Here is a 6,429-nt window from a genome sequence, read left to right on the forward strand (position 1 = left end):
TACTAAGGCCCAGGGCGCCATTTACAATAATTTACAAAGTTTACATTTTAATTTACAACCCTGACCCCTTCAGGCTAAAAGGATTAAAGTAGGTTCGCTGTATCAAACTTTAAGGACATGAAAAATAAAAGAAATGCCTTAAGCGGATCTGATCTATCAGGAGATAGATCTATGTTAATTAAAACTACAAAAATTATGAAAAAAGCTATTTATGCGCTGATCTTACCGCTGGTTGTGGCAGGCGGACTAGTATTTGCTAATCGCGAAGTCAAAAATGACGATTCTAAAAAATTAACCCCAAAGCCACTCTCTGCTGCTGAAAGAAGGGCAGCAATGGAACAATGGGAGGCTACCCCTGCCGGCATAAAGTTCAAAGAATGGAAAGCGTCTCCCGAAGGTAAAAAAGTGCTTGCCGGTGCTGCTAAAATAAGGAAGCCTGTAAGTGCTTTTACCAATATGGAGGCTGTTGTAACCTCTCTTTCTCTTCCGCCGGGATCGAGATTAGGTTTCGGTGTGATGGCCAGGATTGATGGGGTCGATTATATTCTTAGGTTTGACAATGAGCCTCAGCAGCTACGTAGCCTGAAGGTTAACGACAAGATAATTATAAAAAGCCATAGCGTATCGTACGCGCCCAAGTATGCATATCCAATAGTATCGGGTGAATATGCAGAACGGGATGGTAAAATAATTTATAAGCATACCCCCCGCAAAGGTGGTTGCTAAGGAGTAAATAAATTTATTACATAAAGCCTGAGGGCCGTGAAGACCTTCAGGCTTTTTTATTCTTACTGACTAGTCTTCTTGTGTAATTAGCAAATGCTGTCCCTGTTTCGCCCATTTATTATCCACTAAACTATAAGGTGCTGCGTATAAATCATATGCCCCTGGTTTTGCGATCAGGACCATCACGAGGGCATTCTTATTGCCATTATAATAATAAGGATCTGAGAACTGGTAGATCTCCTGTTCTGCTTCAGGAGTGTTATTCTTAATACGCACAACCTGCGCAGCGATCATCGCAGCTATCTGCTCCCGGGTGGTTTCGCCGTCAACATTCAGGTTATTAGCCCTTAAATTCTTATGTTCATCACCCTCGATCTCCACTAACCGGATCCCGGATTGGCGGGCCATTTTTTGGGAAGCAGTTTCGTTCAGCTTTGTTTCGATGACGCCTTTATCTTTCGCGGAAATGTTCACTTTTACGCTGTCCAGCACATGCCATGCATTATAGATAATAGCCTTGATGCTGACAGGATATCCGCCGGAGATCCAATAATTCTTGCCGTCAAAAGTCTGATCGAAAACCAGTAACTGGCGGGTGGTGTCCTGCCTTTGACTGTTTATGATACTTGTTAATGTTAAAGGAGGTAAGCTGCTTTTTTGACCATAGGATAAAGTAGCTGCCAGGAGCAACAGTAATACGGAAAATGTTCGCATAGTTGGCATTGAAGGTTTATTGTAAACAATTGATCTATAAAATGATTATTGGAGTAAAAGGGCCGCTTGCCGGTATTTAAATACTGATCATCCTTGCAAATGTACAAAATATCACTAATAAATGAGTGTGAATAATGTCATATTTAACCAGCTCATTTACTTTGTTTTATGCCATAATTAAATGATTGGTATTATATGATAGCAGGGATGCCTGATACTGCGGTCCTGTTTATAACAGTAATGCTTAATTTGAATTAACACAGCCCTTTTTATCTAAAATGATGTAGCATCAAACTAAAGTACCCAATCCTCCTGATCTTACTCCAACCTTTAACCTTTGCGGGCTACGCTCAAAATACCTCAATAAATAGCAGTCCTACGCTTGATGCAGTGTCTGACATAACGGTGAAGCGCAATGGAGATACACGATATATAGCTTTAACCGGCATTACACCGGGAATTCCAGGAAGGCGCTGCAAGCTCATTGTATATCAAAACAAACTCGTCTACTGTTGCTCCTGCAGGCGTGGAGATCATTCCCGGCATAGGCGGGAATTACGGGGGCATTGAGGTGGTTCAAATGAAAAACACTTCCAATGTAACATCTGAATCCTTCCAATTATGGGGTTAAGTATGTTAAAGTGGAAATGAACGATGTATCGGCTGGTAACTCCGCATATATGCATGCGATCGATATTATCGGCCAGGAGAACAAGGTAATGTATAATATTATTAAACGGAATTACTTCCACCATTTTACTACGGGATGTACCATCGGGGGGAATGTGAATTTTGTGTTCGGCAACATTTTTTCAAATGTAGTTGTTTCCCCCAATGAGCAGCAATCCCAGTCTCCGTGGGCAATCAGCCTGGCTTCATGGACACTGTCGTCCGTTAATTTTGTTGCGAAGAATAACTGGGTATGCAATAACACCATTTACAATACGGATGCTTATTCGATCTTATTAGACCGTGCAGATAGTGATAGCTCCTCCGTGATACCTCATATCCCCTTGACCCGGAGCACTCGAATCCGCCACCAAGAGTGGGGTTAAGGATCATTGTTTCCGTTCCGGTCGCTTCTACCATTATCCGGAACAATAATTTCTGGGCTAACTACGATACAACAGTAACAAAACTGGTGGCTCTCTACAGAGCCAGTTTTTATACTGCTGTAACGCTTAACGGATGCGCTGAATGCGGATCAGGCAATAGCACCGGTAACGTACAGCTGAATCCGCGTTTCGATTCGTTTTTCGGATTAACGGGTTATTCAAGCCCCACTTTGCAATCCGGTGGATTTAACTACTCGTCAAGTATAATAGGATGGGGGCTTCAGGCAGCAGAATTCGTGGATTATTACGGTACGCCATGGCCAGCCAGCCCGAGTATTGGCGCTATTCAATATTAGTACGGATCTTATTTGTGGCGCCATTGGGCTAAAGGAAAAGCAGGCTGGAATAATTTTACATACCGAAGCAGGTGCATATTGCCGGCAACGAATGCCCGTTGATAAACAATGGGCATTTTTTGTTTCATGTATCTGAACTTCCGCTAAAAGGGGAATATTTAAGCTAAAAACACGCTTTGGCCGAACTCACCCCCTAACAAGTCGTTTTTACCCCGGTTGAAATCCTGAAATGAATTACATCTTTGTACTGTCAATAACATTCAAACTAAAAATTAAACAGCAGTATGAAAAATTTATTCAAAGTACGTAACCTCCTCAGATCAATATTACTCATTGCAATTACCCTGTTTGCAGCATCCCGGTCAAACGGACAACAGCTCAAACCTTCCGACAGTGGTTACGCAGCTGTTAATGGCATCAAAGTTTATTATGAAGTATATGGCGAGGGCCAGCCTTTGGTTTTATTGCATGGCGCTTTTATGACCATTGGCCTGAACTGGGGCCAGCTGATCCCTGAGCTGTCAAAAACAAGGAAAGTGATCGCCATTGAATTGCAGGGACATGGACATACACAGTTTTCAGACCGGAAATTATCGCACGCTACTTTGGCAAGTGATGTGGAAGGAGTATTGGATCACCTGAAAATTGACAGTGCAGATGTAGCAGGATATAGTTATGGTGGCGCTGTAGCTTACCAGTTTGCTATACAAAGCCCTAAACGGCTAAGAAAATTAGTGATCATTTCTGCTACCTATAAAAGCAGTGGCTGGCTGCCCGAAGTAAACAAAGGGTTTAAAATGATGAAACCTGAATTTTTCACGAACACCCCGATGAAAACCGCATACGATGCAGTGGCCCCTGATAAAACAAAATGGACAAAGTTCATGGAGCAGATGATCGCTTCCGCCGGAACGCCGTTTGACCTGGGTGAATCCAATATTTCAAAAATTTCAGCACCGGTATTAATTATATCCGGCGACAATGACGGCCTGGATAAAATTGAGCTGATAAAAACCTATCAGCTGCTGGGAGGCGGTATCTGCGCTGATTTTATGCCCATGCCCAAATCGCAGCTGGCCATTGTGCCTTCGCAGAGCCATGTGAGCCTGATGATGCAGACCACAACGATCCTGAACTACCTGAACGGTTTTTTAAAGTAATAGCATAGTAACATCCATCTTAATTATAAAAGCAAATAAAATGAGAAAGATAACTGTTTTGTCAATGATCACATTGGATGGGGTTATTCAGGGACCTGGCGGGCCGAAGGAAGATACCTCAGGCGGCTTCAAATATGGCGGCTGGACGGTATCTTATGGCGATGAGCTTTTTGGTAAGATCATGGCAGAAGAGCTGAAACCGGCAGAATATCTTTTGGGCAGGGAGACCTTTGAGATCTTTGAACCCTACTGGCCGCAGCATGCTGACTTTTGGCCTGGCATCAATGACGGCGCCAAGTATGTGCTGTCGCAGACAAGAGAAAGATCGGACTGGAAAAATACCGTTTTCCTCAAAAGTGCGGAAGATATTAAAAAGCTTAAGGATACAGAGGGCGCCGATATCCAGGTTTGGGGCAGCAGTAAGCTCATTCAGCTTTTGCTTAAGCATGACCTGGTGGACGAGCTTCGCCTCAAAATTTACCCGGTGATCCTGGGGCAAGGAAAAAGGTTGTTCGATAACGGCGCCATTCCGGCAGCATTTACATTAACAGAAAGCCATATTACATCAAAAGGCGTTATTATAGCCAATTACAAGCGGGCCGGAGAAGTGGTTACGGGTGATGTTGGAGCTTAAGGGTATTATAAGCTAACAGGACCGGGGTTCATAAGAATTCCGGTCTTTTTTTATCCGGTTCACGATATTATTGTTTGTATTTTCATCATCGAATATACTAATGACAAAACTTTTTTTTAATCAGGAAATAATCTATATTCGATAGATAAACTGTTTTTTATACGCTTAATTTGTGTTTGTAAGCCACGTTTAAAGGAAGTAGGAAGTATTGTTAATCTAAAACCTTAAAATAATCATTGATCAGTAAGTTCAAGCTAACCTAGCTGAGTCCTGTAATTCTCTATTTCAGCGCCCCGGGCGCTCCTAAGTTAGCCATGCCAGGGTTATGAAGGCGAAAGATCAGATAACCAGATCCATTACGCCGGGAATGCCTATCTCAATGTTAGAGGTGCTCAGTCGATTCCTCTTTTCCCAGCTTTTTATTGATTTGAAATGAGTAAATGGGACTCATTGTAGCGATAGCTTTTTCCGCTCAAAATACATTCTCAAAATAACCAGTAAAAGATGACAACTTTTGTATCCGGATGGTACCTCATCTACACAAAACCCAGAAGTGAGAAAAAGGTAGCAGACCGCCTGCTGCTGGGTAATATTGAAGTTTTTTTACCAACGACTAAAACCCTGCGGAACTGGACCGATCGCAGAAAGCTGATCGAAGCGCCTTTGTTCCCTTCCTACGTATTTGTATACCTCCGGGAGCTGCAGGATTATTATGTTGGATTACATGCAGAGGGCGTGCTGTATTACGTACGCTTAGGGAAAGAGATTGCCAGGGTTGCGGATACCGTTGTTCAGAACCTGAAAGCATTTATAGAAAAAGGTATGAGCCTGGAGGTATCTGCCCAGCATTTTAAACCCAGCCAGGCTGTTGCCATTAAGAAAGGCCCTTTGGCAGGGCTGTCCTGTGAGGTGGTCAGGCATAAAGACCGGGAGAAGGTGCTGGTGCGTTTAAGCCTGCTGAACCGCTGCGTGCTGGCCGATGTTGAAGTTGATCAGCTGATCGCAATATAATATGGAGTTGTGCTGAATAACCCGGCGCTTCATGTTATTTATTATAAGTTGAACGGAAAAATAATTGTTTTGCATGAAAGGATTGCTGGCAGCTATTGTTACTATCTTTTTCTTTTACCCGGCTATTGCGCAGCAAATGAGCTACCGGGTGCGGGGATCTGTACGGAATGCACAACAGGAAGCCGTTCCGGGAGCTTCTGTGCTGCTTACTAACGTAAGGGATTCCGCTTTACAGAAGACCGCTGTTACAGATGATGAGGGCAATTTCAGCATGGAGCTGCAGCAGCCGGGCGTTTACCTGCTGATAGCCACCACCCTGGGTTATGACAGATATGTAAGCGATACAATAGTTATTGACCGGCAGCATAGCGATATTACATTACCGGGAATTGTGCTCCGGACCGGAGCCGCCCGTACCTTAAAAGGTATAGCCGTAACCGGCAGAAAACCCCTGATAGAACGGCAGATCGACCGTACCGTGGTGAATATAGATGCGCTTATATCCAGCGCCGGTTCCAATGCACTGGAATTACTGGCAAAGTCGCCAGGCGTAACCGTAGGCAATGATATGATCGGCCTTAACGGGAAAGATGGCGTATTGATCTATATTGACGACCGGCCTACCTATTTATCCGGAGCAGACCTTACCAATTACCTGAAATCATTGCCCGGCGCCACGATAGATAAAATTGAGCTGATCACAAACCCGCCCGCCAGGTACGATGCTTCCGGCAATACCGGCGTTATTAATATCAGAACAAAGAAAAGTAAGA

6 protein-coding genes are annotated in these 6,429 nt (G+C 43.7%); 5 read left to right on the top strand and 1 reads right to left on the bottom strand.

The genetic code is table 11. The annotated features are described in order from the left end of the window. The first annotated feature begins 117 nt into the window (after positions 1 to 117). Complete coding sequence (locus VIM87_RS09600) at positions 118 to 726, top strand: hypothetical protein (protein WP_331996778.1); 609 nt, start codon at positions 118 to 120, stop codon at positions 724 to 726. A 69-nt stretch (positions 727 to 795) separates the two neighbouring features. Here VIM87_RS09600 and VIM87_RS09605 read toward each other — a convergent pair whose 3' ends face one another. After that, the gene (locus VIM87_RS09605; protein ID WP_331996779.1) at positions 796 to 1,440 is read right to left on the bottom strand and encodes a hypothetical protein; all 645 of its coding nucleotides are present in this window, start codon (positions 1,438 to 1,440) and stop codon (positions 796 to 798) included. Positions 1,441 to 3,135: 1,695 nt separating this feature from the next. On the opposite strand from VIM87_RS09605, the gene VIM87_RS09610 reads away from it, so the two are divergent. From VIM87_RS09610 to VIM87_RS09625, 4 genes are all read left to right on the top strand, one after another. Next, on the top strand, positions 3,136 to 4,011 hold the full coding sequence (locus tag VIM87_RS09610; protein ID WP_331996780.1) for an alpha/beta hydrolase: 876 nt from the start codon (positions 3,136 to 3,138) through the stop codon (positions 4,009 to 4,011). A gap of 40 nt (positions 4,012 to 4,051) precedes the next feature. Continuing rightward, positions 4,052 to 4,645, top strand: a complete 594-nt coding sequence (locus VIM87_RS09615; RefSeq protein WP_331996781.1) for a dihydrofolate reductase family protein — start codon at positions 4,052 to 4,054, stop codon at positions 4,643 to 4,645. A gap of 504 nt (positions 4,646 to 5,149) precedes the next feature. Continuing rightward, the gene (gene nusG / locus VIM87_RS09620; RefSeq protein ID WP_331996782.1) at positions 5,150 to 5,656 is read left to right on the top strand and encodes a UpxY family transcription antiterminator; all 507 of its coding nucleotides are present in this window, start codon (positions 5,150 to 5,152) and stop codon (positions 5,654 to 5,656) included. 73 nt (positions 5,657 to 5,729) lie between these two features. Then, positions 5,730 to 6,429: TonB-dependent receptor (locus VIM87_RS09625; protein WP_331996783.1), on the top strand; the 700-nt coding region annotated here is incomplete at its 3' end.

Origin of the sequence: Chitinophaga sp. (assembly GCF_036569125.1) — a bacterium.
Classification (GTDB): Bacteria; Bacteroidota; Bacteroidia; order Chitinophagales; family Chitinophagaceae; genus Chitinophaga.